Annotated in this window: 23 protein-coding genes; 15 read left to right on the top strand and 8 right to left on the bottom strand. The window is 45.2% G+C overall.

Annotated elements, in window-relative coordinates:
* Positions 1–1,275: a 2-oxoglutarate dehydrogenase complex dihydrolipoyllysine-residue succinyltransferase gene (gene odhB, locus ACE3K2_RS28015; RefSeq protein WP_421897840.1), complete on the top strand. Its 1,275-nt coding sequence runs from the start codon at positions 1–3 to the stop codon at positions 1,273–1,275.
* Positions 1,276–1,399: 124 nt separating this feature from the next.
* Here odhB and ACE3K2_RS28010 read toward each other — a convergent pair whose 3' ends face one another.
* The 4 genes from ACE3K2_RS28010 to ACE3K2_RS27995 all read right to left on the bottom strand — a co-directional run bounded on the left by ACE3K2_RS28010 (position 1,400) and on the right by ACE3K2_RS27995 (position 5,127).
* Positions 1,400–2,380, bottom strand: a complete 981-nt coding sequence (locus ACE3K2_RS28010; RefSeq protein WP_421897837.1) for an alpha/beta fold hydrolase — start codon at positions 2,378–2,380, stop codon at positions 1,400–1,402.
* A gap of 41 nt (positions 2,381–2,421) precedes the next feature.
* Complete coding sequence (locus tag ACE3K2_RS28005) at positions 2,422–3,399, bottom strand: type I phosphomannose isomerase catalytic subunit (protein ID WP_421897834.1); 978 nt, start codon at positions 3,397–3,399, stop codon at positions 2,422–2,424.
* A gap of 189 nt (positions 3,400–3,588) precedes the next feature.
* Complete coding sequence (locus ACE3K2_RS28000; RefSeq protein ID WP_421897831.1) at positions 3,589–4,173, bottom strand: class I SAM-dependent methyltransferase; 585 nt, start codon at positions 4,171–4,173, stop codon at positions 3,589–3,591.
* Positions 4,174–5,127, bottom strand: a complete 954-nt coding sequence (locus ACE3K2_RS27995) for a TIGR01212 family radical SAM protein (protein WP_076330245.1) — start codon at positions 5,125–5,127, stop codon at positions 4,174–4,176.
* A gap of 318 nt (positions 5,128–5,445) precedes the next feature.
* On the opposite strand from ACE3K2_RS27995, the gene ACE3K2_RS27990 reads away from it, so the two are divergent.
* Positions 5,446–5,646: a hypothetical protein gene (locus ACE3K2_RS27990; protein WP_036610190.1), complete on the top strand. Its 201-nt coding sequence runs from the start codon at positions 5,446–5,448 to the stop codon at positions 5,644–5,646.
* Positions 5,647–5,798: 152 nt separating this feature from the next.
* Positions 5,799–6,554 carry a tRNA (guanosine(46)-N7)-methyltransferase TrmB gene (gene trmB, locus ACE3K2_RS27985; RefSeq protein WP_421897826.1) on the top strand — a complete coding sequence of 252 codons (756 nt, stop codon included), beginning with the start codon at positions 5,799–5,801 and terminating at the stop codon, positions 6,552–6,554.
* 129 nt (positions 6,555–6,683) lie between these two features.
* Here the strand turns inward: trmB and ACE3K2_RS27980 are convergent, their stop codons facing one another.
* The gene (locus ACE3K2_RS27980) at positions 6,684–8,936 is read right to left on the bottom strand and encodes an AraC family transcriptional regulator (protein ID WP_421897823.1); all 2,253 of its coding nucleotides are present in this window, start codon (positions 8,934–8,936) and stop codon (positions 6,684–6,686) included.
* Positions 8,937–9,344: 408 nt separating this feature from the next.
* On the opposite strand from ACE3K2_RS27980, the gene ACE3K2_RS27975 reads away from it, so the two are divergent.
* From ACE3K2_RS27975 to ACE3K2_RS27965, 3 genes are all read left to right on the top strand, one after another.
* Complete coding sequence (locus ACE3K2_RS27975; protein WP_017689672.1) at positions 9,345–10,250, top strand: ABC transporter permease; 906 nt, start codon at positions 9,345–9,347, stop codon at positions 10,248–10,250.
* Between the two features lie 96 nt (positions 10,251–10,346).
* Positions 10,347–11,210 (top strand): carbohydrate ABC transporter permease, encoded by an 864-nt coding sequence (locus ACE3K2_RS27970; RefSeq protein ID WP_421898510.1) that lies wholly within the window; start codon positions 10,347–10,349, stop codon positions 11,208–11,210.
* 100 nt (positions 11,211–11,310) lie between these two features.
* A complete protein-coding gene (locus ACE3K2_RS27965) occupies positions 11,311–12,864 on the top strand; it encodes an ABC transporter substrate-binding protein (RefSeq protein WP_421897819.1) in 1,554 nt (517 codons plus the stop codon).
* 140 nt (positions 12,865–13,004) lie between these two features.
* Here the strand turns inward: ACE3K2_RS27965 and ACE3K2_RS27960 are convergent, their stop codons facing one another.
* Together ACE3K2_RS27960 and ACE3K2_RS27955 are read right to left on the bottom strand one after the other, a co-directional pair.
* Positions 13,005–14,156: an MGDG synthase family glycosyltransferase gene (locus tag ACE3K2_RS27960; RefSeq protein ID WP_421897816.1), complete on the bottom strand. Its 1,152-nt coding sequence runs from the start codon at positions 14,154–14,156 to the stop codon at positions 13,005–13,007.
* Positions 14,157–14,206: 50 nt separating this feature from the next.
* A complete protein-coding gene (locus ACE3K2_RS27955) occupies positions 14,207–14,734 on the bottom strand; it encodes a phosphatase PAP2 family protein (protein WP_017689668.1) in 528 nt (175 codons plus the stop codon).
* A 710-nt stretch (positions 14,735–15,444) separates the two neighbouring features.
* On the opposite strand from ACE3K2_RS27955, the gene ACE3K2_RS27950 reads away from it, so the two are divergent.
* The 9 genes from ACE3K2_RS27950 to ACE3K2_RS27910 all read left to right on the top strand — a co-directional run bounded on the left by ACE3K2_RS27950 (position 15,445) and on the right by ACE3K2_RS27910 (position 24,173).
* Positions 15,445–16,683 (top strand): glycosyltransferase family 2 protein, encoded by a 1,239-nt coding sequence (locus ACE3K2_RS27950; protein WP_421897813.1) that lies wholly within the window; start codon positions 15,445–15,447, stop codon positions 16,681–16,683.
* Between the two features lie 334 nt (positions 16,684–17,017).
* Positions 17,018–17,512, top strand: coding sequence for a translation initiation factor IF-3 (gene infC, locus ACE3K2_RS27945; RefSeq protein WP_062833422.1), 495 nt, complete (start codon positions 17,018–17,020; stop codon positions 17,510–17,512).
* 24 nt (positions 17,513–17,536) lie between these two features.
* Positions 17,537–17,740 (top strand): 50S ribosomal protein L35, encoded by a 204-nt coding sequence (rpmI, locus tag ACE3K2_RS27940; protein WP_017689665.1) that lies wholly within the window; start codon positions 17,537–17,539, stop codon positions 17,738–17,740.
* An 88-nt stretch (positions 17,741–17,828) separates the two neighbouring features.
* The gene (gene rplT, locus ACE3K2_RS27935) at positions 17,829–18,188 is read left to right on the top strand and encodes a 50S ribosomal protein L20 (RefSeq protein ID WP_017689664.1); all 360 of its coding nucleotides are present in this window, start codon (positions 17,829–17,831) and stop codon (positions 18,186–18,188) included.
* A 580-nt stretch (positions 18,189–18,768) separates the two neighbouring features.
* Complete coding sequence (locus tag ACE3K2_RS27930) at positions 18,769–19,809, top strand: BMP family lipoprotein (protein ID WP_421897808.1); 1,041 nt, start codon at positions 18,769–18,771, stop codon at positions 19,807–19,809.
* Positions 19,810–19,992: 183 nt separating this feature from the next.
* Positions 19,993–21,531: an ABC transporter ATP-binding protein gene (locus ACE3K2_RS27925; RefSeq protein ID WP_421897805.1), complete on the top strand. Its 1,539-nt coding sequence runs from the start codon at positions 19,993–19,995 to the stop codon at positions 21,529–21,531.
* Positions 21,524–22,603, top strand: a complete 1,080-nt coding sequence (locus ACE3K2_RS27920) for an ABC transporter permease (RefSeq protein ID WP_091032853.1) — start codon at positions 21,524–21,526, stop codon at positions 22,601–22,603. The genes ACE3K2_RS27925 and ACE3K2_RS27920 overlap by 8 nt, the downstream gene beginning before the upstream one ends.
* On the top strand, positions 22,604–23,566 hold the full coding sequence (locus ACE3K2_RS27915) for an ABC transporter permease (RefSeq protein ID WP_339303279.1): 963 nt from the start codon (positions 22,604–22,606) through the stop codon (positions 23,564–23,566).
* Between the two features lie 217 nt (positions 23,567–23,783).
* The gene (locus ACE3K2_RS27910; RefSeq protein WP_076330250.1) at positions 23,784–24,173 is read left to right on the top strand and encodes a hypothetical protein; all 390 of its coding nucleotides are present in this window, start codon (positions 23,784–23,786) and stop codon (positions 24,171–24,173) included.
* Between the two features lie 6 nt (positions 24,174–24,179).
* Here the strand turns inward: ACE3K2_RS27910 and ACE3K2_RS27905 are convergent, their stop codons facing one another.
* On the bottom strand, positions 24,180–24,623 hold the full coding sequence (locus tag ACE3K2_RS27905; protein ID WP_421898506.1) for a GNAT family N-acetyltransferase: 444 nt from the start codon (positions 24,621–24,623) through the stop codon (positions 24,180–24,182).
* Positions 24,624–24,943 lie beyond the last annotated feature (320 nt).

The raw sequence follows: 24,943 nt of genomic DNA, 5'->3' as shown, positions 1-24,943 counted from the left end.
GTGAGTGAAATTAAAGTACCTGCAATGGGTGAGTCAATAACTGAGGGAACGGTATCCAGATGGATGGTTAAAGAAGGGGATACGGTTAATCAGGGTGATGTGCTTCTTGAACTGGAAACCGATAAAGTAAATATTGAGATCAGCGCAGAGGAAAGTGGTGTGCTGGAGAAGATCATTCGTCAGGAAGGAGAGACGGTAGAGATCGGTGAAACGATCGGTACCCTCTCAGCTGGTTCTGGAGGAGGAAGCGGTGTACCCGCTTCCGAACCGGCAGCAGTTGAAGAGAAAAAGGCCGCTACTCCTGCACCTGAAGCTCCAACACCACAAGCCCCTGTTGCGGCGGCGCCGGAGTCATCCGATAGTGCCAAGACAGCTTCACCGTCTGCTCGCAAGCTTGCACGTGAACGTGGTATCGAGTTGGATCAGGTTCAGAGCAAAGATCCGATTGGACGGGTATACCAGGACGATGTGAAGAGCCATAACAATCAGGCTCCTGCTCCTGCTGCTCCACCTGCAAATAAAGCTCCTGCGGCCCCAACAAGTGCCCCGGCTGCGGGAAGTTCCACCTATACCAAACCAGTGGAGCGTCAACGGATGTCTCGCCGTCGTGCGACCATTGCCAAACGTCTGGTAGAAGCTCAGCAGACAGCAGCCATGTTGACTACGTTTAATGAAGTAGATATGACAGCAATCATGGATGTACGTAAACGCCGCAAGGACAAGTTCAAAGAGAAACATGAGATTAACCTGGGGTTCATGTCCTTCTTCACCAAAGCGGTTGTGGGGGCTCTGAAAAAATTCCCTACAATTAACGCAGAGATTGATGGCGAAGATGTTGTGCTTAAAAAGTATTATGATATCGGCATTGCCGTATCTGCGAAGGAAGGATTGGTTGTACCGGTTGTACGTGATGCCGATCGTCTGGGATTTGCCGAGATCGAGAAGAGCATTGCGGACCTGGCATCCAAAGCTCGTTCCAACACACTGGCGTTATCTGATCTGCAAGGTGGAACATTCACCATCACCAATGGTGGAACATTTGGTTCCTTGTTATCTACGCCAATTCTGAATACGCCTCAAGTGGGTATTCTGGGGATGCATAAGATCCAGCTTCGTCCAGTGGCGATTGATGCAGAGCGGATGGAGAACCGTCCAATGATGTACATCGCGTTGTCCTACGATCACCGGATTATCGATGGCAGTGAAGCTGTACGTTTCCTTGTGACCGTGAAAGAATTGCTGGAAGACCCGGAATCACTGTTAATTGAAGGTTAGTCCATAACGTTGGATCATGGCTATTATTCATATCGCTTAACAAGAGAACCCCTGAACCGGAGTGCAGCGTGAGCTGTTCATCCGATTCAGGGGTTTCTTTTGTTATAGTGTTGTTCCGACTCTATTATATAGAGTCAGCCGTCTCAGTAGGGTTCACAGGACTATGGTGTGTATTCGAGCCAGGGGTATTCCGCTCTAGCCAGTCTACAACGTGCTGAGCCACTTCTGTACGGTTGATCTCATGCAGCATTTCGTGGCGTCCACCCGGATACAGGCGATACTCAATATGCTCCAGATGAAGCTTTTTATAATGTGAGATCAGATTAAGAACACCTTTGCCATGAAGTCCAACGGGGTCCTTCTCACCAGAGAACAGATATACGGGTTTGTGTTTGGGGATGCGCTCCATATTGTGTGGAAGATGAACTTCAAGCAGCAATTTGAAGAAGTCACGGAAAAAACCTGCTGTACAGACTGCTCCGCACAGGGGATCATCAATGAATCGCTGAACCTCTTGTGAGTCCCGGGACAGCCAATCAAACGGTGTTGTCGCAGGGCGGAAAGAGCGGTTAAATCCGCCAAATACAATCGCGTTAAGCAGCATGCTGGGATGAGTCGCACCCTGAATGCCGCACTGCAAGAAGGCAAGTTTCTCTCCAAACCGGAGCAGACCGCGTCTGCCGTTTGTCCCGGATAAAATAAAGCCATGATACTGCTCATGACCAGCGTACATAAGATGTTGTACCAAAAATGAGCCCATGCTATGTCCCATGAGAAACAGGGGCACTCCTGGGTTCTCCTTGGCGGCTACTTCGCCCAGATTAATCATATCACTTGCCATCCAGCGGAAGGCATCGACACCAGCATTACCGAGTAACTTGGCATTCTCCACAGTTTTGCCATGACCCCGATGGTCATTAGCATAGACCGCATAGCCATTTTGGGTAAGAACGCCTGCAAATTCCGCGTATCGGGCTGCCGTCTCGCCCATGCCATGTGCAATTTGCACTACACCTTTAACGTTGCATTCCGGATCGGGAAGCCAGCGGTACACATGAATACGGGTACCTTCACTAGCGACCAAGGCAAAGGTAGATTCCTGCATCTCGTGTAATTCCTCCTTCACAGGTTACATATAAGCTTGATTTATGGCAAATAAGAGCGAAGAACAGTGGTATTCCCGTTCAAAGTATAAGTCCCCAGATTGGCTGGCAACAGGTAACATTGTCCGGCCTTTAATTCAATGCTGTCTGATGCAGCATTTGCCCACTCCAAAGTTCCTTCTCCTTCACAGACAACGAGAATCGTGAAGCTGTCAGGATTTGTGGAGAGTTCCCATCGATCAGTTACAATCCCTTTTTCCACCACAAAATAAGGGCATTCCGCAAGCTTGAGCCATTCACCGGGAGTAGCGTTATTTGTTTTCATCGTTGAGGCACCTGCGCCCTCATAGGCGGTGACATTTAATGAGTCTTCAACATGCAACTCACGGGGTTTGCCATCCAGGCCTGGACGATTGTAATCGTATATCCGGTACGTCGTATCCGAGTTTTGCTGAATCTCCGCGACAACAACACCTGCACATAGCGCATGTACGGTTCCCGCAGGGATAAAGAACGTATCACCAGCTTCCACAGGTACCTGACGAAGGGTATCCATCACCGTACCGTTCTCCAATGCTTCTTTTAAGGTTGCCCGATCAACGCCTTCATTCAAGCCGTAGATGATGTGTGCGCCCGGTTTTGCATCGAGTACATACCACATTTCTGTTTTGCCAAGCTCGCCAGGAGGAAGTGCCTCATACTCGTCTGTTGGATGAACCTGAACGGACAGGTCATCGTTGCAGTCAAGCAGCTTAATCAGAAGGGGAAAACGGCCGCCTTTTTCGGAAACGCCTTTGGTTCCAAGCCATTCGGTGCCCAGTTGTTCACGAACTTCATCCAGACCCTTGCCAGCAAGTGATCCATTTAATACCTTGGTTGTACCGTTTGGATGATCCGCAATCATCCATCCTTCTCCGATATGTCCTTCAGGGGGCGTAAGGCCGAATTGCTCCAGCGCACGACCGCCCCACACACGTTCTTTGAATTCAGGTTGGAATTGTAATGGATATGGCGTAGACATCAGTAATCTCTCCTCTAGTATATGAAATGGTGGATCGCTTTAATCAGTCATGGGCATGTTGTCGCCATGAGCAAACAAGTGAATACGTTTGCATATGTAGATGTAGAACACAGATCGCAGTAATAAAAAGCCGTTAATAGCTCGCTTTGCGATTGTGTCTAGTTTATTGTATTTGGTGAACAAAGGAAATTATTTTTTCTCGATGCCGATCAGAAAAGGAGAAGTTTCCCGCTGCAATTGGCGATACATTACAACCTGTGCCTGTTCTACCGGCAGGGCAGAGGACCATTCCAATACGGCTGACGCTTCCTGTGCGCCTCCGTCATGACCGGGGTAGAGCACAACCGTAATGATTCCGCGAGGACGTAATAAAGCGAGTGCAGCCTCAAGTGCAGCGATTGTGCTGTCCGTCTCGGTTATGATGGAGGAATCTGCACTCTCCGAAGGCAGGTACCCCAGATTAAACATGACTGCACCAACCGCACCAGGCCATGACTCAGGCACCGCTTCTGCCATTCGATCATGGCTTAGTTGAAGCATGGAGATGGAACCAAGCTTGGCTTCGTCGTTTTGTTTTCGAATCCGGGCCTGTGCCAGTGTAAGGGCTTCACTTTGAATATCGAATCCAATGACTTGACCGCGTCTGCCTACTTGTTGTGCCAAAAATAGTGTGTCTGCTCCTGTACCAACCGTTGCATCTATGGCCAGATCACCTGGCTGCAGACGAGAAGCAATCCACTGATGAGCACAGCTGAGAACCGAAAGAAAGCCCATCTATGCTCGCCTCCAATACTTACCTTGCCAGGAATCCCGCTCTCGTAACTCACGATCAATGGAGTTCAACACTTCCCATTTGTTCATGGACCACATCGGTCCAATCAGCAGATCACGCGGTGCGTCGCCTGTAAGACGGTGTACGATCATTTCCGGAGGAAGCATCTCCAGTGTATCTACGATCAGCTTGATATACTCGTCCTGATCCAGAAAACGTAAGAGACCGGCTTCGTATTGCTTCACCATCGGCGTTTTGCGCATCAGATGCAACAGATGAATCTTAATGCCCTGCACATCCATGTTGGCGACTGCCCGTCCAGTGTCGAGCATCATCTCATGCGTCTCTTGAGGCAGACCATATATGATGTGTGTACACACACGTATATTCCGTTTGCGGAGTTTCTCAACCGCTTCTTCGTAACACTTCGTGTCGTGTGCCCGATTAATCAATGTTGATGTGGAATCATGGATCGTTTGAAGTCCCATCTCAACCCACAGATAAGTGCGCTCGTTCAGTTCAGCCAAATAATCAACAACGTCATCTGGCAAACAATCCGGGCGAGTGGCGATGGACAAACCAACAACACCGGGCTGCTCTAGAATTTCTTCAAAATATTCGCGTAACTCCTCAACCGGAGCATACGTGTTCGTATAGGCTTGGAAATAGCCAATGTAATGGGCTGTAGGCCACTTGAGGTGCTGTTTATCTCGAATCGTATTGAACTGGGTGACCAGATCTTCACGTCTGCTGCCGGCAAAATCTCCTGATCCACGCGCACTGCAGAAGGTGCAACCACCTTTGGCAATGGAACCGTCACGGTTCGGACAGGTGAATCCAGCATCCAGCATCACTTTGAAAACCTTGTTGTTAAATTGATCTCGCATCTCATAATTCCAGGTATGGAATCGTTTATCTCCCCACAATAGTGGGGGCTGTAATGCAGGTGCATTCATCTTAAGGGTACTCCTTTGGCTGTCGAATTACAGTAATCATACGTGAACAAAAATAGAAGCGCTATGCGTTTTCTGTCATAGACGATGAATAGCGATTATAGGTGTCTTCATGAACTTTTATCATTGTATCAAAAAACTAAAAAAAAGGGGAATCGAAACGCAAAAATAGGCCGTAAAATCAAGGGTTTTTCCTTGCTATAGTTTACACCTTATGTTATATTTAAATCAGCGTCAGACACCATCCAATGGGTATTATTCATCATAGCATTTGCATCAACGTTGACGTCATGGACCATACTATACCGTGAGGTGATATGAATGAATTCCCAAGTTAAAAACAATGAATTGAATCATGTGTCTGTTGAACTGACGGCAGAAGAAGCGCTGGCTTTAACAGGTGTTCGTTTTAATGGAAATCCGAAAGTGAAAGCGGCTGCAAGACAAAAAGTTCGCGATGCTTTCGAAAAGACATTTGATTTTTCACACCAAGATAAGGTAGACTATGAACTACTAAAGTAGTTGGACCCCAATTCCAAATAAATCGAAGAGGGAATCTTTGAGATTTGCCCAAAGTGGCAGATCCGAAGATTCCCTTTTCATTGCTCTTTACAATTTGCCAGTTCTTCGGCAAAATAAGTCTGAGACAAGTATGGGACAAACGGAGGAATAAAATGCGTTTACGTGGCAGAAAAGGGATAAGAGAAAATCTGGAGCAACAAGTTGATCTTGTTGTACTGGACCCCAAGCAACATAAAGGAAAATGGTCTGAACTGTTTGGCAATGACCATCCGATCTTTGTGGAATTTGGTATGGGTAAAGGTCAATTTATCAGCCAAATGAGTTATAAATATCCGGAATTTAATTTCATCGGTATTGATATGTATGATGAACTGGTTCGTCGTGCCAGTGAGAAAGCTCGTAATGCGTGGAGTCAGGCTGATGTGGAGACACCTCCAAACCTGAAGCTTGCGCTGGCAAATATCGAACAGATCGAGGAAGTTTTTGAGCCGGAAGAACTGGAACGCATTTATTTGAACTTCAGTGATCCCTGGCCAAAAGCAAAGCATGCACGTCGCCGGTTGACGCACCCGCGCTTCCTGAAGAAATATACGGAATTGCTTAATCCCAAAGGACAGATTCATTTTAAAACCGATTCGGAGACGTTGTTTGATTTCTCGCTCAACGCCATTGCCGACTTTGGTCTGCAAATGACCAATCTTTCTTTGAACCTGCATCGTGATGGCTTGAATGAAGAACATGTGATGACCGAGTATGAGCAGAAATTCATGGGTAAAGGCATGAACATTCACCGGGTTGAAGTGATCGTTGGGGAAGAGGCGCTGCGTGAGTATCAGCAGACACGACTGGACAAGTATAAGGTCCGCGAAGCAACAGATGAGTCTGGCGAAGATCAGGATCAGGACTAAAATCGAAATCTAACTTAAACTCATTAAAGAAGAGCGACACATGAGGTGAATGATTCATTCTCATAGGCCGCTCTTTTTTTTGCATTAACAATCAATGTACAATACTTCAAACTCACGTCTGAATTGATTTCAAAAATTCTCTGAATGAAACTCTTTGCGGCGATAATCGTTTGGTGTAACACCGTTGAACTTTTTGAACATGCGATAGAAGTATGAACTGTTGGTGAATCCGGTTCTCTCGGCAATATCGGCAACAGAATTCTCTGTCTCTACCAGCAGATGCTGGGCTTTGGCTATGCGGGTTTCGTTAATTACGTCCGTGAGCCCTTTCAGGGTAAGCTGTTTGTAGAGCCTGCTTACATAGATGGGCGACATGCTGAGCTCATCTGCAATAGAAGTTAGACAAAGGTTAGGGTCCGCATAGTCTCGCTCAATAATACCGTTGATTTTACGAATCAACTCTTCGTGCTTCAGTGTACGTTTCTCCTCGACTTTGGAACCAAGCTCATCAAACATACGATAGAAGTGTTCATGTACTTCACTGATGTCTTCGGCGTCTTTGACAGGCAGCATTAAACCATCCGAGACAGAATCAAGCGTGAGTTGATTATTCTTCTTAAGGGTATTTCGTACATGGTTCAGTGTCATCGTCAGATGGGATAAGGCTAGCTGGAAGACAGTGAAGGGATAAGCGGCTGTTTCGCCGACGATATCTGCATAGACTTGTTTGGCTTCTCGTGTCTTACCTGTCATTAGATAATCGACAAGCTGTCTTTCCTTACCTGCCGGGAATGCGTACTCCTTGGCGTGATAAGCCATGATGTCAGAGGTGTAGATCAGACAGCCTGGTCCCATGAACAAACGATGCAGTGAAGCTTCGGCTGATCTGGTGTAGGATGCAATACTGTCTTCCAATGAATCTTCTTCCGTGCCAATCGTACAGGAGATGGAGCATTTCAGATGGGTCATTACAGCAGCCTGCATCATGCGCAGCAGCTCTTCAATCCGGTTATTAGCAGGTTGCCCTAGTTCTTGATATTCCGCTTTTTCATTGAAAATGAGTGTGATCAGATCACCGCCCATATCCACAGCTTCCGCATTATAGTGGAGGTCGGCTGTCTCGGTACAGATGTTCATCATGGCGTATTTGACAAGCTGGGTCTCATCACGATACGTTTCGCAGAATTCGGTAAAATGGTCAATACGCAGCAATACGAGTCTGGACGCACGCTGAATATCAATGGAGGAACCATAGAACTTCATCCGTTCTTCCAGCATACCTCCAGTTACGGTTTCGCGACCCTGCAAGGCCCCTCGCAGAAAATCCTGCCGCAACAAATGAAGACTGCCGCGTCGCTCTGCTTCCATCACACGTAAACGAACAAGCACCTTATCAATAGGGTGATATAGTTTTCGGGATACAAGGTAAGAGAGCAGCAAGCCCGCAAAGAGAAGTCCAACACAAAACAGAACCGTGTGTGTACGCATACTCCGTATATCTGAGGTAATCAGATCATAAGGTGTTATTCTCACATAACGCCAGCCCAGATCATCGGGAGCGGTATAGGTAATGAGTGATTTTTCGCCATCGACCTTCTCGGTAAAATAAGTGGACTGCTCCGTATCCTGCATAATCGGCTTCATAAAAGCTTCACTGGAGAGATTTTTCATCAATGCACGGTCACCAAAGTCTGATAATAGATCCCCATCCTCGTTCACGATAAAGGTCCTGCCTGGTTGATCCACAGCATTCATATTCGGACTGAGCCAATCATCCTTGATATTAACAATGACAGCATAGTTAAGCTTCGCGTTGTCATTGATCGTGTCATAACAGAGATAGGTGTAGCTGTTAACCTCTGTTGCTTCAGTAGAGCCGACCTGATATGTACGCGGAATGGGCACAAAAGGTTTATAGTCGTGGAAGCGTTGAAGGATGCTTGTAATTCCCTGATCGTCGATCTCCGAGATGGATTGCTGCCCATTACGCTCATTGGAACTGATAAAGAATTCATTATTTTTAGAGTTATATACATAGATGGATTCAATAAAGGGGAGGGACATGCGGTAGTTATCGAGCTGCTCCATCGCTGATGTAATCTCATAAATATTGGGTTTGGAATACAGCAGTAATGAAGAGATGGTGTAGTCCTGATAAATCTGATATGACAATGATTTTGCAGTCTCGGTCATTTTGGCCACTTCACGGCTGGTTTGTGTAAGACTGTTCATATCTGTACGATACACCTGGCGAAGAGCAATCCGATTATAGTTGACATACAAAATAGAAGAAGCCACAAGCAGGGTAGCGACGGTACTGATAATAATGCCGATCAGAATTCGTGTGAAGACCTTCTGACTGTCGTCCGAACGTTTACGCATACTTCTTCCCCCTCGAACCTCCTGTTTTGGGTGAACAACGTAGAACTTCATATCCATACGCTAGACTTCATATCTGGATGAACAGAAGAACAAGAGTAACTTGAATTATATATTATGTATGCGTTTACATCAATGCTGGACAGGCCATTTTGCTTGTTTTGTCTACATAAAGTTCAACTTTCGCTGGATTGTTCACTAGGTGCAGCCTATGCACGATATCAACATTTGTGAACGGAGACGCGTGAATGTCTGTTCATTTCATGGTTCGTTCGTTTTGTTCATAGTTCATTTCGCAGAATCGTTCATTTTCTGACGGGAAGCTTCAGTATCCGTGAGCGAAGAGTGCATCTACAATAAAAAGAGAGCTCCACCACGCAGCACCGCAAGAAATTCGGGAGGGATCGAGCCATGCTCAAAGAATTGAACAAAAACAAAATCATGTTTCTGATGCTGTTGCCCACGCTGATCTTTTTTCTGATTAACTCGTATTTTCCGATGGTCGGTATCTATTATGCGTTCACCCGGTATGATTTTGAAGGCGGACTATTTGGCAGTCCATTTGTCGGTCTGGAGAACTTTAAGTTCCTATGGCAATCCGGAATGCTGCTGAAGCTCACAACCAACACCGTGGGTTACAATCTCGCCTTCATTATATTAGGAAATGGACTGGCGATCTTCTGTGCGATCATGCTTAGCGAGATCCGGGGCAGGTTATTCAAAAAAATCACGCAATCCGTCATGTTCTTGCCGTATTTCATCTCATTTGTACTATTAAGTGTAATCGCTTACAACATGTTCAACTATGAGTCGGGTTTTGTAAATACGGTGCTCAAACGTTTTGAGGCCGGCCCAGTCGACATTTATAACACACCCTGGATCTGGGTGTTCCTGATCATCATTTTTTATCTATGGAAAAATCTTGGATACAGCATGGTCATCTACCTGGCCGCCATAACGGGTATCAGTGACGAGTATTATGAAGCCGCCCGGATCGACGGGGCCAATATTTTTCAGCGGATCTGGTACATCACGGTACCAATGTTGAAGCCAACCTTTGTCATCCTGCTATTGTTCTCGCTGGGTAGCATTATGAAGGGGCAGTTTGACCTGTTCTATCAACTGATCGGCAACAACGGGGTGTTGTACAACGCTACAGATATTATTGATACGTATGTGTATCGTTCACTGAAAGTGACGTTTGATATCGGAATGGCAACTGCTGCTGGTCTGTATCAGTCCTTGTTTGGATTCATTTTGATCATGACCGTCAACTATATTATCCGCAAAGTTAATGAGGACTACGCCTTGTTCTAGAAGGCCCGCAGGGCAGGAGGGAGAACGATCATGAACACGCCAATGAACACTCATACGCGTACCAATACGCGTCTCAGAGATTCGGAATTCACTTTCATGTTTCAACTGATTTCCTACGGCTTCATCATTATTTTATCCATCATGTGTCTGTTGCCGTTTCTGCTTATTCTATCCGGTTCATTCAGCAGCAACGAGTCCATTGTAAGGGATGGTTATCACCTCTTTCCAACGGACTTTTCCCTGGAAGGTTACAAAATGGTGTTCAAATTCCCGACTCAGGTACTCAAGGCTTATGGGGTAACCGTCTTTACAACAGTGGTGGGCACGACGCTAGGACTGTTCCTCATCACGATGGCTGGATTTGTGCTCCAGCGTAAGGATTTTAAATATCGGAATACGTTCTCGTTTTTTATCTACTTCACAACCCTGTTTGGTGGGGGGCTTGTGCCCTGGTACATTATGTTGGCGAACTACTTCAATCTCACGGATACGTACACCGTACTAATTTTCCCGGGATTGATGACACCATTCCTCATTATCCTGATGAAAAACTTCATTCGCTCGGCAGTGCCGGATGAGTTGATTGAGTCCGCCAAAATTGATGGAGCCAATGACTTCCGTATCTATTTCAGCATTGTGTTGAAACTGGCGATGCCCGGGATCGCCACCGTAGGTCTGTTTCTGGCATTGGGTTACTGGAATGACTGGTTTACCTCATCCCTCTTCATTAACAATCCGGATATGTACCAACTGCAATTTTATCTCTATAACACGATGAACACGATTACCTTTATTGACCAGATGGCGATTGGCACAGGGATCACGCTTAGTCAGGATGTGCCAACTGAATCAACCAAGATGGCGATGGCAATCGTTGTGACGGGACCGATTTTGTTCCTGTATCCGTTTGTACAACGTTACTTTGTCAAAGGACTTACGATTGGTGCAGTGAAAGGTTAGAACGTGAACGCGCTCTGGATATCAGGCCTTTGGCATCTACTTCGGTCTGAAACATGGCGAGTCTGCGCTAACATATAAAGGTTCACCACAAAAAGGGAGGATGCGTATGCGTAACAAAACAATTCGGCACCTGTCTCTGGTACTTGCCCTGATGTTGTTCGCCGGGGTGCTTGCCGCATGTAACAACGGTTCGGGGGGATCGACGCAAGGAAGTGAGCAAGGAGGAACATCCGATAACAAAGGCGAGAAAGTAACGCTGCAATTCTACATGCTTGGGGATGCTCCCAAAGATCTGCCTGTCATTGAATCCGAGATCAATAAGCTGGCTGAGGCTGATCTGAACGTCAATGTGAAATTCAACTACACCTCCTGGACCGACTGGGATCAAAAATATAAACTGCTGCTGTCTTCCGGACAGCCGATCGATCTGATCTTCACAGCGGATTGGACATTCTACCAGTCCTATGCCAAGAAAGGCGCGTTCCTGGCACTGGATGAAATGCTGCCTACAGCAGCGCCAGCGCTGAAAGCTCACGTACCTGATGACATGTGGAATGCTGTCAAAATCAATGAAAAAATCTATACGGTTCCATCCACTTGGATTGAGTATGTAACCGAGGGAATTGCGTACCGCGAGGATTTGCGTGAGAAGTATAATCTTCCGAAGCCAGAATCGCTCGAGACACTCGAAGCGTATCTGGAAGGCATTAAGGCCAACGAACCCAATATGATTCCGATCGCGGATAGCAATGCCAACCATACGCATGGTATCCGTCAATTGACATCCAAGCTGGTTAATACAGCAGGTCAACTTCCATATGGACTGGATATTATGTATGACACACCTTCGACCGTGACGTCCTACTGGGGATCTGCGCAGCATCTGGAAGATCTGAAAACATATAAACGCTGGATGGACAAAGGATTTTTCCCGAAAAACGTACTGAATGTAAAAGACACTTCCAACTCATTGCTGCAAAATGGAAAAGCGGCTGTGGTTCTGTCCGGGGAAAACCCGAACAAATTTAATGCAGATGTAATCAAGGTGCAGTCTACGCATCCAGATTGGAAACTGGCTTATTTCCCTTACCCGAATGCGAAAGGGTTTGCACAACCGGTTCACCCGATCCACAATGGCTTTGCGATTCCGCGTAGCAGTAAAAACCCGGAAAGAGCGTTGGCATTTTACGAGAAGCTCGTGACAGACAAACGATATAACTGGTTGACTGAATACGGCGTAGAAGGTAAAAACTTTGAGGTAGACAATGGATATTACAAAATGTTGGGCGATGCACAAACGAACGGCTTCCCGCGTGAGGGCATGAACGGCTGGGCTTGGCGCAATCCGGAATTCATGCTCTATGATAAAACGTTTGATGATGTCCTGACCATGTTCGAAGATCTCGACAAAATCAAAAAGCCGGATATTTATACCGGATTTGCTGAAGACTGGACCCCGTACCAAGCCGAGAAGGCTGCATTGGAACAGGTGGAGAAACAATATTTGTATCCACTTAATGTAGGTTTGGTGGCAGATGTGGAAGCTGGATTGAACACATTTATGGAGAAGGCTAAACAAGCCGGATTGGAAAAAATTCAGGCAGAATACACCAAGCAGTGGCAGGAGTACTTGAAGTCAGCAGGCATTCAATAGTTTGTACTTTCCTTCATAAAGAAAAGGTGCCCTCAAATCCGAAGGCACCTTTTCAATGTGGTTGCAGGCTTGTTTGAAGCCGTTGGTTAGAAACATAATTGGACGAAATCTGCGGTAAGCAACAACCTGTTCGGATAAATTCATAAACGGGCCTCTTCTGTGGATGAAGGACGAACGTCCTCCAGCAGATCGATAATACTTTGAGCGCTCTCCATCGGATGAACCTTGGCGATTTCCGCCAGGTGACGTTTGCGTTTACGAACAACATCCGGGTAGTGATGAAGCAGCTTGTTCATCCATTTGACCACTACGTCAAGCGAAGTGATGGGTTCTCCCAAACCTCTTGCGGTAAAATAATGGACGTTTTCTTCTTCCTGCCCAGGGATAGGGTTGTGGAATAACATTGGAATTCCTTTGGCCAAGCCTTCGCTGCATGTCATTCCCCCAGGCTTCGTGATCAGCAGGTCGGATACTTCCATCAATTTGTCCACTTCATTGGTGTACCCGATAATATGAATGTTTTCTTTGCGATACATGGGGTTCTGTTCCATGCTGATCCGTGCTTTATCATTGCGACCCAGACAAAAAATGATCTGAATATCTTCATGCCAGCGTGTCAGCAACGGATGGACCAGCTTGTCGCTGAGCATTCCCCAACCGCCGCCCATGACAAGTACAGTGGGCATGTTCTTGAGGTTGAATCTGCTTCGGATCTCTTCTCGCCCGGGATGCTCCCAGAAGTTCGGATGCACGGGAATACCCGTGACTCGAATTTTGTCTATAGGTACGCCACGCAGCAATAGTTTGGACTTAACCTCATCTGAAGAAACCAGATAAAGATCTACTTCGCGGTTAATCCACGTCCCATGTGCATCATAGTCGGTGATGACTGTGCACAGGGGAATCTGTGCACCCAGACGTTTCAGTCTGGATATGACAGCACTTGGAATCGGATGGGTACAGACGATTGCATCGGGACGTAACTGACGGACAACGCTGCGTGTATGTGTATAGAACAGTTTATGCAACGCGAGTGTTGTCAGCCGGTTCAATGATTTTTTATATTGATGCCTGTATACGTATCCGACAAGTTTGGGTTGATTAGTAACCGTTTTTTTGTATGCCGTTATAATAAGAGGTGCAACCTTGGGATTTAAAAAACTTCCCAGTTCCAGCACTTTCGTCTGCACGTCTGGCGAGAGCTTTCGCAAATTGCTGGACAATGCATAGGCGGCTTGAGTATGCCCCGTACCAAAGCCTTCAGATAATAGTAATACTCTTTTTTTCTCCACGCTTACTTCACCTGTTCCTGCTAGGTTTTTCTGAGTCTAACATATCGGCTTTAAGACCAGAATGCAACTGTTGCAAGTGCGACTAAAGTACCTATTGTAGCACCTGCCAGAACATCGGAAGGATAGTGTAATCCCAGATAAATTCGAGAGAATCCGACAATAAGGGCCACAGGCAACAATATTAGCAATAAGATCGGATCAGTGGTCATAAATGGAACCGTGACCGAAAAAATGGCAGTTGTGTGTCCTGAAGGAAACGAGTGATCCGTCAGGGGATTACGGAATGTAATTGTATCCGGCAAGGCCAGATAAGGTCGAATGCGGGGATACAATTTTTTCGCGATGGCTACAGGAATGTGGCTAACCGCAAGAGCGATACAAGCCTGGAGCCCTGTTGTGCTCCATGGAGCTGGAGCAAGCAGCCAGATTAACAAGGATATTGCAATAGAAGAAGTTGCTCCACCCAGATGGGTGAAATAATACAGCCAAAAATTCATAAAACGATTATGAAGCCGGCCGTTGATCCACATAAAAACATTTCGATCATAATCTTGAAACTTTAAGAATAAACGGCTCATATTGGCCTCCTGCCAGTCAGGCCACCCATAATGGCGGCATTATTTCCGGTGATTTTCTGCATCCGGTTTCGTCCTGATTAGTATATAACCGTTTTTCATGAACTTGAGGTTATTTCAGGTATATGTTTATCATATTTTTAAATGTTGTCCTTTTCAAGAAGAACCCATGTAAAGAAAGTTAAATTCATGTTAAAGAGTGGATATATACCCATCTTAACTTTTTGACTTGAGCCAGCCAAAAAAGATACAATGATTCAACATGGCTGAAATGAGGTAAAAAAAATGTGAGTTTTGTTTCAAACTTTTTGAGGTCTGTTTGCGTTATTTGTTATAGAGCCTCTGACGAAGAAGAACATGCTGATGAAAAAAGCAGGGACTTTAGAAATAAAAATCAAGTAAACGGCTGAAAATAAGATATAACAGGCATGAATGCGAGGTTGTGGTATCACGAAGTGTCTATTCAGCGTTTAAAGATCACATTTCTGCTTCAGAAAGTGGAATTGGGGTTTTGACAAATGACTGAAAAGAATACAGAATCGATAAAGCAGCCAACTGATAGCAACCAAGCTTTGAAACATTGCCTGATAAATTCACGTATTACACAAAAGAACAGGGTCATATTCTGCAGATTACAAAAAAAATAAATGCAGAATCAGGAAGAGAAATGCTTGAGTAAACTGGGTTTGAAAAAAAGGGGGTAACAGAGAACGATGTTGGACGCTATATTCGTCACGATGCAGGTCATTTTGGCACTGCTAGCCGTGTACCAATTCACGTTTTCGCTGTTCGGTCTGATTAAGAAAAAGAAAAAGAAACATTATCCGGCGACAAAATCATTCGCTGTACTCGTCGCAGCACACAATGAGGAACAAGTCATTGGTGCCTTGATGGAGAACTTGAAACAACTTGATTATCCGGAAGATCTGTACGATGTGTTTGTCATCTGTGACAACTGTACGGATGGAACGGCTCAGATTGTTAGACAACATGGGTTGAACGCCTGTGTACGTACTAACGCCGATCTAAGAGGTAAAGGGTATGCCATCGAATGGATGCTTAAGTACCTGTGGAAATTGCCGCGTCAGTATGACGCAGTTGTTATGTTTGACGCGGATAACCTGGTTGACCGTAACTTCTTGCTTGAGATGAATGATGACTTGAACAATGGTTCGCGTGTTATCCAAGGATACATTGATACGAAAAATCCGGAGGATTCCTGGATTACTGCAGCTTACGGTGTATCTTACTGGTATATCAACCGTCTGTGGCAGTTGTCTCGTCATAACTTGAATATGGCGAATTTCCTCGGAGGAACCGGAATGTGCTTCGAGACTAACCTGTTGAAGGAAATTGGCTGGGGCGCAACAAGTCTGGTCGAGGATCTGGAGTTTACGATGCGCAGTGTGCAACGTAATGTGTATCCTGTTTTTAACTATGACGCCAAAGTATTTGATGAGAAGCCATTAACATTCAAAGCTTCAGCGAGACAACGCCTGCGCTGGATGCAAGGTCACTTTACAGTGGCACGCAGATATTTCTTCCCATTGCTCTGGCAGTCCATCAAGGAAAGAAGTCTGGTGAAATTTGACCTTGCTATCTATGGAGCCAATGTCTATGTTGTGTTGCTTACGTTCCTGATGACCGCTGTTATGTGGGTAGACATGGCTATATTTAGTGGTCCGCACATTGCGAATATTTATGGATACTTCCCGTTATGGGTTGGATTCGTGGCTATTGGTCTGAATATTCTGACGTTCCTGTTGTCCATGGCACTGGAGAAGGTTACTTTTGCCAAAGTTTATCTATATCTGATCTTGTTCCCGATTTATCTGCTGTCTTGGTACCCGATTACGTTCTACGCTTTCTTTACGCAGAACAACAAACAGTGGAGCCACACCCAACATACACGTGTTGTGCGGTTGGATGAGGTACAAAGCAAACAAGGGTAAGGAACATGCATGCGATACTTTGTCGGCATCGGATATAACCAATGTATAATTCACGAAAAAAAGTTGTGAAGATGTTGACAATGTGTTTTGTGGATGATATAGTATTCAAGTGCCTTAAAACGAATAGCAATGGAATCACAAGCAGAAGTCCGACTTCTCACCTGATCAACAAACATGTTGGCTGGTCAACGATCCCAATAATTTATGAAGTGTATACTCATGAAGAATTGTGTTGATTACAGGGATGTCGGTAGCTTAACCGGCATCCCTTTTATTTTTGTGTAACAGGATATTCAAAATGACCTGGAGGTGGACGGTTATTAGTAAAGATCACATGATTAATGATGAGATTCGGGCGAAGGAAGTACGCCTTGTTGGAGCTGAAGGAGAACAAATTGGGATCACGCCCATTCGCGAAGCACTGCAAATGGCGATTGACCTGAATTTGGATCTGGTCAATGTGGCACCACAGGCTAAACCGCCGGTGTGTCGTATTATGGACTATGGCAAATTCCGCTATGAGCAACAAAAGAAAGAAAAAGAAGCCCGTAAGAACCAGAAAATTGTTGACATTAAAGAAGTATGGTTCCGTTCCAATATTGAGGAGCACGATTATCAAACGAAGCTTCGTAATGTAGTTAAGTTTTTGAACGAAGGCGACAAAGTGAAATGTTCTGTTCGTTACCGCGGACGTGAAATTGCACATGCCGCGATTGGTCAACGGATTTTGGAGCGCGTTAAGGTAGAAGTTGCAGAACTTTGTACTATTGAACGTCAACCGAAATTGGAAGGCCGCAGTATGATCATGATCTTGGCTCCTAAAGCCTGATAACATTGGAGGAGGAAACACAAAATGCCTAAAATGAAAACACACAGCAGTTTGAAAGGACGCTTCAAAATTACCGGTTCCGGTAAAGTCCTTCGTTACAAAGCTCACAAAAACCACTTGCTTTCCCACAAATCCAAACGTGCTAAGCGCGTTCTGAACGGTAACCCAGTTATGGCTGCCGGGGATGTTAGACGTTTGAAACAAGGTTTGGCTAACTTGAAAGGCTAATTCTAATTAGTACATTCCGTATGGGGGATCGGCTTCGGTCGTACACATACCACGGATACATTTATATTTATTTGGGAGGTTCTTTAATATGGCAAGAGTAAAAGGCGGTTTTGTAGTACGTCGTCGTCATAAAAAGGTTTTGAAACTGGCAAGAGGTTATTTCGGTTCCAAACACCGTATTTTTAAAACAGCTAACGAGCAAGTAATGAAATCCCTGGTATACGCATACCGTGACCGTCGCAACACGAAACGTAACTTCCGCAGACTGTGGATCGTTCGTATCAATGCTGCAGCACGTATGAATGGTTTGTCTTACAACAAACTGATCCATGGTTTGAAACTTGCTGGTGTAGACATGAACCGCAAAATGTTGGCTGATCTGGCCGTTAACGACATCAATGCGTTCAACTCTTTGGCTACTGTAGCTAAAGGCAAAATCAACGCTTAAATTGTATGATACAAGCCGCCGTACCTATATGGCGGCTTTTTTTACGGCTTGGAAGAAATTCGAAGCTGAATCTCTGAATGAGTAGAGCGGATAGGCTATAGTTTGGAAGGGAACAATGAAGCCAGATAACTGGTTGAATAACAGACGATGGCAATACATAAAATACGAACGGTGAAATAATACAAAAGAAAACAGGTAAATTCCACTTAGCACTAAAGTTCACGATATGTTTTTGTTATATAACATCACATCGTTGTAACGTTAGTGTGTTAAATCACTAAATTATTAAGCGTTTTCAATAAAAAAAGAACAAAAATATGTGATATTTGGTGATGAAACATCTGGATTTTAACACTGGTTGATTGTATAATCACCTCTAGTAGGCTAGTCCTAGATTTTTCTCTCCATGTCATAATGTTCGGTTTTTCGACAGATGATACAATGCTTCAAGGGTGAGAATGCGCTTTTAATGTCGAAGAAACCATACATTCTGCATAAAAGTCATTCCTGCTATCTGTTAACCGTTCAATTGTAGGCTGGATTGGAATGAGGGATATATCATTAAGGGGGAAAAAGAGAAATGAAAAAGATGCTCAGCTTGTCTTTGGTAATGTTGCTGGCGGTATCGGTTATGCTCGCAGGTTGCGGTAGCAAACCGAAAGAAGAAACAAATGCCGGAGGAGATACAGGTGGCACTTCCACTGAAGCAAAATCCGATCTCAAAATCGGTATGGTTACTGACGTAGGTGGAGTTAATGACAAATCCTTTAACCAATCCGCTTGGGAAGCTCTGCAAGCGACTGAAACAGAAACAGGTACTGCTGTTAAATACCTGCAAAGTAAATCCGATGAAGAATACATTCCTAACTTGAACGAATTCGTTAAAGGTGGATATGATCTGACTTGGGGTATCGGTTTCCAATTGGCTGATGCAATCAAAACGGTTGCTGACCAAAACCCGGATGCTAAACTCGCGATCATTGACAGCGTAGTGGATTCTCCTAATGTTAAATCCGTAACTTTCGCTGAAGAAGAAGGATCTTTCTTGGTTGGTGTTGTTGCAGGTCTGACAACAAAAACAAACAAAATTGGTTTTGTTGGCGGTATGGAAAGCCCACTGATCAAAAAGTTTGAAGTAGGATTCAGAGAAGGCGTTAAAGCAGTTAATCCTGATGCTCAATTCATTTCTAACTACACAGGTGCATTCGATAAACCTGACTTGGGTAAAGCAGCAGCAGCAACTCTTTACAATGAAGGTGTAGACATTATCTTCCACGCTTCTGGCGCAACAGGTAACGGTGTGTTTAACGAAGCAATTGCTCGTAAGAAACAAGGTCAAGATGTATGGGTTATCGGTGTAGACAAAGACCAATCACTTGAGTTTGGTGATGAGGTAACGTTGACTTCCATGATCAAAAAAGTTGACGAAGCGGTTAAACGCGTAAACCAAGAAGTTGTTGATGGTACATTTGCTGGTGGTTCTGAGAACCTGACACTGAAAGAAAATGGTGTTGGTGTTGCTGATACTTCTACTGCTAATGTATCTGCCGATGTTCTTGCTAAAGTAGATGAGTACAAAGAAAAAATCATCAGCGGCGAAATCAAAGTTCCTACTGAGTAATTTGATCTTCGTTGGAAATAAATAATCATTGAGGCCGGTCTAGACCGGCCTTATGATTGTAAGAACAGGAACATTTGATCAAGTCATTATAACAATTGTACAAGGTAACTGTGTATCAACGCTCCGGTAGGAGCTTTTCTTTCGTTTGCGGAACCACACTATATCAGTTATAAGGGTGATTACATGGGTGCAGCAACCCCCGTCGTTGAGTTAAAACAAATTACGAAGCGTTTCCCAGGCATTGTTGCCAACGACGCCATCAGCCTTCAGCTTCGTAAAGGCGAGATCCATGCGCTACTGGGCGAAAATGGCGCTGGTAAGTCAACGTTGATGAATATTGTATTTGGTCTCTATCAGCCAGATGAAGGTTCCATTGAAGTGAATGGCAAGCCTGTCATCATCGACAGTCCTAACCGAGCAATCGATCTTGGCATCGGCATGGTGCATCAGCACTTTAAGCTTGTACAGCCGTTCACGGTAACAGAGAACATTATTTTGGGATCTGAACCAACGAAGGGTCTCAATATTAACTATAAAAAAGCAGCTGCTGAAGTTCAGCGTTTGTCCGAACAGTATGGACTCAAGGTGAATCCTCATGCCAAAATTCATGATATCTCTGTTGGAATGCAGCAACGTGTGGAGATTGTAAAAACGTTGTATCGCGGTGCAGACATTCTGATTTTTGACGAGCCTACAGCCGTATTGACTCCTCAAGAGATCAAAGAACTGATGATCATCATGAAGAAGCTTGTAGCTGAAGGCAAGTCCATTATTTTGATCACACACAAACTGAAAGAGATTATGGAAATCTCCGATACCGTAACGATTATTCGTCGGGGCAAAGTCATTGATTCGGTTAAAACATCGGAAACCAATCCGAATGAGCTGGCAGAGAAAATGGTGGGGCGGAATGTCACATTCAAAGTGGATAAAAAGCCAGCTACACCTGGAGCGAATGTGCTCGAAGTCAGTAAATTAACCGCCAAAAATAAAGAAGGTATTGCAGTTCTGAACCAACTTAACCTGAACGTACGTGCAGGAGAGATTGTCGGAATCGCAGGCGTGGATGGTAACGGTCAAAGTGAACTGATTGAAGCCCTTACCGGACTTCGGAAAGTCGAGAGTGGTTCGATTCTTTTGGAGGGCAAGGAGCTGTCCAATCATTCTCCGCGCCATATTTCGGAGTCGGGTGTAGCCCACATTCCGGAAGATCGACACAAACACGGACTTGTACTTGATTTTTCAGTAAGTGAAAATATCGTTCTGGAATCGTATTATAAAGCACCATACACCCGTAAAGGGTTCCTTAACTTCGATGCGATCAAAAAGCAGGCGAAGCGGCTTGTAGAGGCATTTGACGTGCGTACACCAAGCATCGAGACCAAGGCTCGTTCCTTGTCTGGAGGAAACCAGCAAAAGGCCATTATCGCCCGTGAGGTAGATAAAAACCCTGAACTGCTTATCGCTGCCCAGCCAACGCGTGGTTTGGACGTAGGGGCTATTGAGTTCGTTCAAAAGCAACTGATTGCACAGCGTGATCAAGGTAAGGCTGTTCTGCTGATTTCATTTGAGCTTGACGAGATTATCAATGTATCTGACCGAATTGCTGTCATCTATGAAGGCCAGATCGTTGGCGAGGTGCTGCCGGAAGAAACCAATGATAGGGAGCTCGGCTTGATGATGGCGGGCAGCACTCAAAAGAGAGGTACTGCGCATGAATAACGTATTGAAATGGTTTACGCGAGATTCATTTATTTTGCCTGTAGTAGCTATAATTATGGGTCTTATTCTCGGTGGAGTTGTTATGCTGATTGGTGGCTACAATCCAATTGAAGCTTACGGCGCATTGTTCACCAAGGTGTTTGGAGACATGTACAACTTTGGTGAAGCAGTACGGGAAATGACACCATTAATTATGACTGGACTTGCATTTGCATTTGCATCACGTGCAGGGCTGTTTAATATCGGGGGAGAAGGTCAATTTCTCGTCGGAATGACAGCTGCGACATTTGTTGGTGTTAAATTTGCGGGTTTGCCGATCTACCTTCATGCGCCACTGGCTTTGATTGCTGGTGCACTGTTTGGTGGTCTCTGGGCAGCTATTGCTGGTTATCTGAAAGCGGCACGTGGGGTTAATGAAGTTATCAGTAGTATCATGTTGAACTGGATTGGTCTGTATCTGGCCAACCTTATCGTACGCCAATTCTTGCTGTTGAAGGGCGAGAATCGCTCCGTGGATATCAGCGAATCGGCTTCGATTAGTCTCACTTGGTTATCTGAACTGATGGGCAACTCCCGTGTACACATGGGGACGTTGATTGCCCTTGTGATGGCTGTGCTCTTTTATATCTATATGTGGAAAACAAAACAAGGTTTTGAAATCCGCGCGGTAGGTTACAACCCTAATGCGGCTGAATATGCAGGTATGCATGTTAACCGGAATATCGTAAAAGCGATGTTTATCAGTGGTATGCTTGCCGGCCTTGGTGGAGCATTCCAGGTTCTTGGTGTGTTCCATTACCAGACCGTAATGTCGGGTTCACCAGGTACAGGCTTTGACGGAATAGCAGTTGCCCTGATTGGTTTGAATCATCCGTTTGGGGTGTTGTTGGGTGCAGTGTTGTTTGGTACCCTCACGTACGGATCTGCAGGTATGAGTTTTGCTGCGGATGTTCCGCCTGAGATTATTCGGATTGTGATCGGTTCGATTATCTTCTTCATTGCGGCACAAGGCATCGTGCGCTGGATACTCAAACCGTTCTATTCGAAGCGTAAGAAAGAGAAGGTGTTGTAGATGGACTTGTTGACAATTGGGCAAATTATCAATACGACGCTTGTCTTTGCTACGGCATTGATTTTTGCATCACTCGGCGGAATCTTTTCTGAAAAATCAGGGGTGACTAACCTTGGACTTGAAGGTTTTATGGTCTTCGGTGCCTTTGCAGCTGGAATCGGGGCGCATTATGCTCAAGAAGCGGGCATGGGCGGAACGACATCAGCCTGGGTGGGGGTTCTGCTTGCGATTGTATTGGGCGTACTGGTATCGCTGATTCATGCCGTTGCGTCTATCACATTTAAGGCAGATCAGATTATCAGTGGTATCGTCATTAACTTTTTGGCAGCAGGAAGTACGTTGTACTTGGTTAAATTGTTGTTTGAAGGTTCTGGTGATTCACCGTTGGTTCAAGGCTTCAGCAAGTTTGATGTGCCGTTCTTGAAAGACATTCCCTTGCTCGGAGAAGCCTTCTTCAAGAATGTATATCCAACGACATATCTGGCCATTCTGTTTGTATTCCTGACGTATTACATTATGTTTAAAACGCCATTTGGTCTGCGCCTTCGTTCTGTAGGTGAACATCCAAGTGCGGCTGATACGGTTGGTGTTAAAGTGCGTCGTTATCGCTATGTTGGCGTTATGATCAGTGGTGCGCTTGCAGCCATTGGTGGCGCTGCAATCACGTTGACAACTACGGGTACATTCTCACACAATACGGTTTCCGGCCAAGGTTATATTGCCATTGCAGCTATGATCTTTGGTAAGTGGAATCCGATTGGTGCATTTGGTGCGGCTGTCTTCTTTGGATTCTCACAAGCAATCCGAAACTATGTGCAGTTGTTTGAATGGTCACAAAGTATTCCCCAGGAAATTATTTTCATGTTGCCTTACCTGCTTACCATCATCGTTCTCGTTGCAGCGGTTGGACGTTCTTCGGCTCCGTCTGCACTCGGTGAAGCGTATGACCCGGGTAAAAGGTAAACTTGCAATATATCAATTTACTAGCCAAAAGCTTGATAAAAGGGTCCGCCTTGTGCGGGCCTTTTTTTTTGTTTTTTTGAGGGTCTCCAATCCACTTTTTCACGTTTGTTTTGGTTCTCATGCAGATACCCATATTTTCAGGTAGGGACAAAGAAACAGGCGAATTCAGTGATGGACGAATACACTGTTTTGAACGATCCGAGGAGGAGGGGAAAGTATGAAACAACAAGTTACGCGTGATGAAGCGATGAAATTAATAGGCAAAAATATTGTTGCAATCAAAAAAGACGGCACTCGGGTTACGGGAAAGCTGTTGAAAGTATCAGGTAACAAATTGGTACTAAAACGTCTGAATGGCAAAAAAGTACGCACAAAAGCGATTCTGCCACTGGTATTGTTTGATCTGCTTGCTATTGCCACACTGCCTTATGCTTATGGCGGAGGTCCCGGCTTCGGTCCGGGTTACGGACCTGGACCAAAACCAGGCCCAGGATATGGTCCAGGCTACGGACCGGGATATGGACCTGGAGGACCTGGTGGCGGTTTTGGCCCGGGGCCTGGGTTCGGTCCTTATGGTCCGGGTCCACGTCCGCCAGGATTTTTCTAGGACATTCTATAATGTTTTTTCCAATTCGTAGCAGCGGCTGATCATGATGTATCGAATCGCGCTGTATCCATTTTTTTGATAAAACTGAAGCCCTTTGGTATTGCCCTCATCCACCATCACTTTTGATCTTCGACAACCCCGGGATACTGCAAAGCTCTCTGCTTTGAGCAACAAAGATTGCCCGTAACGTTTGCGTTGCTCTTTCGGACTAACGGCCATCATATCAACATAGAGCAGTTCTCCATGCATGAGAAAATGGATGAATGCCACAGCAGCTTTATCTGGCTCCGGCGAGACAACAAAGGTCATGCCCCTGTTCATTCGCAGGGGTATTTCTTTGCGGATTTTATTAATTTCCTTTTCGCTCATATGGGATAAAGGAACAAGTTGAGTGTCAATCAGCTTCATGATGGCGCCATCATCCAGCTTGGATGTGCGTTGCCGAATCACCATGCGGAGCCTCCTTTCAGGACCAGTCGTGCTGCTCGTATATCCTATGCCCGAAGCAAGATAAAAGGTGACTGAATGAAGCGCTAGGATTAGGGCAACCTTAAAGGTTGAAGAGGGAGGAATGATGGTTCTCTGAATTTTTATGCAAAACAGGTATTGACTTATCGGTTGGAGGAATCATATAATGTTCCTAACATTTAACGAGAATATTTCATCGGCTATGAAGAGGACGAAGTTTTAAGGGCTCTTTTGATCAGAGAGTGGCTGGAATTGCTGAAACCACCACCATTATCCCTTATATACGAGCTCACCTCGGAGCT

The organism is Paenibacillus sp. (assembly GCF_048976745.1).
Lineage (GTDB): Bacteria > Bacillota > Bacilli > Paenibacillales > Paenibacillaceae > Paenibacillus.
The sequence above is the reverse complement of the archived record's forward strand: the minus strand, read 5'-3'. Positions and strand labels throughout refer to the sequence as shown.

What these genes read in the sequence shown, in the direction of transcription:
- ACE3K2_RS28010 (WP_421897837.1), bottom strand. Translation starts at nt 2,380, where the DNA reads ATGCAGGAATCTACCTTTGCCTTGGTCGCTAGTGAAGGTACCCGTATT.
- ACE3K2_RS28005 (WP_421897834.1), bottom strand. Translation starts at nt 3,399, where the DNA reads ATGTCTACGCCATATCCATTACAATTCCAACCTGAATTCAAAGAACGT.
- ACE3K2_RS28000 (WP_421897831.1), bottom strand. Translation starts at nt 4,173, where the DNA reads ATGGGCTTTCTTTCGGTTCTCAGCTGTGCTCATCAGTGGATTGCTTCT.
- ACE3K2_RS27995 (WP_076330245.1), bottom strand. Translation starts at nt 5,127, where the DNA reads ATGAATGCACCTGCATTACAGCCCCCACTATTGTGGGGAGATAAACGA.
- ACE3K2_RS27990 (WP_036610190.1), top strand. Translation starts at nt 5,446, where the DNA reads ATGAATTCCCAAGTTAAAAACAATGAATTGAATCATGTGTCTGTTGAA.
- trmB (WP_421897826.1), top strand. Translation starts at nt 5,799, where the DNA reads ATGCGTTTACGTGGCAGAAAAGGGATAAGAGAAAATCTGGAGCAACAA.
- ACE3K2_RS27980 (WP_421897823.1), bottom strand. Translation starts at nt 8,936, where the DNA reads ATGCGTAAACGTTCGGACGACAGTCAGAAGGTCTTCACACGAATTCTG.
- ACE3K2_RS27975 (WP_017689672.1), top strand. Translation starts at nt 9,345, where the DNA reads ATGCTCAAAGAATTGAACAAAAACAAAATCATGTTTCTGATGCTGTTG.
- ACE3K2_RS27970 (WP_421898510.1), top strand. Translation starts at nt 10,347, where the DNA reads ATGTTTCAACTGATTTCCTACGGCTTCATCATTATTTTATCCATCATG.
- ACE3K2_RS27965 (WP_421897819.1), top strand. Translation starts at nt 11,311, where the DNA reads ATGCGTATGCGTAACAAAACAATTCGGCACCTGTCTCTGGTACTTGCC.
- ACE3K2_RS27955 (WP_017689668.1), bottom strand. Translation starts at nt 14,734, where the DNA reads ATGAGCCGTTTATTCTTAAAGTTTCAAGATTATGATCGAAATGTTTTT.
- ACE3K2_RS27950 (WP_421897813.1), top strand. Translation starts at nt 15,445, where the DNA reads ATGTTGGACGCTATATTCGTCACGATGCAGGTCATTTTGGCACTGCTA.
- infC (WP_062833422.1), top strand. Translation starts at nt 17,018, where the DNA reads ATGATTAATGATGAGATTCGGGCGAAGGAAGTACGCCTTGTTGGAGCT.
- rpmI (WP_017689665.1), top strand. Translation starts at nt 17,537, where the DNA reads ATGCCTAAAATGAAAACACACAGCAGTTTGAAAGGACGCTTCAAAATT.
- rplT (WP_017689664.1), top strand. Translation starts at nt 17,829, where the DNA reads ATGGCAAGAGTAAAAGGCGGTTTTGTAGTACGTCGTCGTCATAAAAAG.
- ACE3K2_RS27930 (WP_421897808.1), top strand. Translation starts at nt 18,769, where the DNA reads ATGAAAAAGATGCTCAGCTTGTCTTTGGTAATGTTGCTGGCGGTATCG.
- ACE3K2_RS27925 (WP_421897805.1), top strand. Translation starts at nt 19,993, where the DNA reads ATGGGTGCAGCAACCCCCGTCGTTGAGTTAAAACAAATTACGAAGCGT.
- ACE3K2_RS27920 (WP_091032853.1), top strand. Translation starts at nt 21,524, where the DNA reads ATGAATAACGTATTGAAATGGTTTACGCGAGATTCATTTATTTTGCCT.
- ACE3K2_RS27915 (WP_339303279.1), top strand. Translation starts at nt 22,604, where the DNA reads ATGGACTTGTTGACAATTGGGCAAATTATCAATACGACGCTTGTCTTT.
- ACE3K2_RS27910 (WP_076330250.1), top strand. Translation starts at nt 23,784, where the DNA reads ATGAAACAACAAGTTACGCGTGATGAAGCGATGAAATTAATAGGCAAA.